The sequence below is a fragment of the Streptomyces chilikensis genome (assembly GCF_001642695.1).
Lineage (GTDB): Bacteria > Actinomycetota > Actinomycetes > Streptomycetales > Streptomycetaceae > Streptomyces > Streptomyces chilikensis.
Genome location: NZ_LWCC02000005.1, coordinates 3,891,304 through 3,892,565, shown reverse-complemented (window position 1 = coordinate 3,892,565; position 1,262 = coordinate 3,891,304). Strand labels below are relative to the sequence as shown.

The 1,262-nt window shown below is 69.6% G+C and carries 3 protein-coding genes; all 3 read right to left on the bottom strand.

From position 1 onward, the window contains the following. Positions 1 to 94, bottom strand: a 94-nt coding sequence (locus A2U95_RS17410; protein ID WP_166023593.1) for an adenosylhomocysteinase, incomplete at its 3' end; no start/stop codon positions are given. Beyond that, complete coding sequence (gene metF / locus A2U95_RS17405; RefSeq protein WP_166023591.1) at positions 84 to 941, bottom strand: methylenetetrahydrofolate reductase [NAD(P)H]; 858 nt, start codon at positions 939 to 941, stop codon at positions 84 to 86. The genes metF and A2U95_RS17410, both read right to left, overlap by 11 nt. Further along, a partial coding sequence (locus tag A2U95_RS17400) for a vitamin B12 dependent-methionine synthase activation domain-containing protein (protein ID WP_166023589.1) occupies positions 938 to 1,262 on the bottom strand: 325 nt, incomplete at its 5' end. The genes A2U95_RS17400 and metF, both read right to left, overlap by 4 nt.

The following is a 1,262-nucleotide window of genomic DNA, read 5'->3' as shown; positions in this document are numbered from 1 at the left end:
CGGGCATCTCGTGCTCGGCGAGGCTGATCTCCTTGCGGCCGAACTCGGCCAGGGAAAGGTCGGCGACCTTGAAGTCGGTGAAGTCAGCCGGCATGGAGGCTCCTCGAATTCATGACGTTGCGGTGGATGTCCAGGGCCGCAGTGGACTTGTTGAGGGTGATGTAGTGCAGGCCGGGGGCGCCCTCGGCGAGCAGGCGCTCGGCCATGTGGGTGGCATGGTCGACACCGATGCGGTGGCTGGCTGCCGGATCGTGACGAGCGGCCTCCAGGCTGTGGGCCAGGTCCTCGGGGAAGGCCGCATCGCTGAGTTCGGCGAAGCGGCGGATCTGCCGCACGTCGGTGGTCGGCATGATCTCCGGGATGATCGGGATGTCGCAGCCGGCCGCCGTCACCCGGTCCCGCAGCCGCAGGTAGTCCTCCACGTCGAAGAACATCTGCGTGATCGCGTAGTCGGCGCCCGCCCGGCACTTGGCCACGAAGTGCCGGATGTCCGACTCCCAGTCGGGCGAGCGCGGGTGCTTCTCCGGGAAGGCGGCCACCCCGATCCTGAAGTCGCCCAGCGAACGCACCAGTTCCACCAGCTGGTAGGCGTGGGTGAAACCGTCGGGATGCGGCACCCAGGGACCTTTGGGATCGCCCGGGGGGTCGCCGCGCAGGACGAGGACGTCGCGGATGCCGGCGTCCGCGTAGGCGCCGATGATGTGACGCAGCTCGGCGACCGAGTGGCCGACGGCAGTGAGGTGGGCGACCGGGCGCAGGGTCGTCTCGGCGGCGATGCGCCGGGTGACGGCGACGGTGCGGTCACGCGACGAGCCCCCGGCCCCGTAGGTGACGGAGACGAAGTCCGGCCGTAGCGCCTCCACCCGGCGGACCGCTTCCCACAGGATCCGCTCCCCCGCGGCGGTCCGCGGCGGGAAGAATTCGAACGAGAAGGTGGTCATCCCCATCCTCCGGCGTTGAAGTACGACGCCTCGGGGTGGTGGACGACGATGGCGTCGGTGGACTGCTCCGGGTGGAGCTGGAACTCCTCGGAGAGGTGGACGCCGATGCGCTCCGGCTTCAGCAGATCCGCGATCTTGGCCCGGTCCTCCAGGTCGGGGCAGGCCGGATAGCCGAGCGAGTAGCGGCAGCCCTGGTACTCCGTACGCAACATGCCGTCCAGACCGGTCGGGTCGTAGACGTCGATGCCGAGTTCGGAGCGGACCCGGGCGTGCCAGTACTCGGCGAGGGCCTCGGCGAGCTGGACCGACAGGCCGTGCAGT

Coding starts and splice junctions, on each gene's coding strand:
- metF (WP_166023591.1), bottom strand. CDS start 941: ATGACCACCTTCTCGTTCGAATTCTTCCCGCCGCGGACCGCCGCGGGG.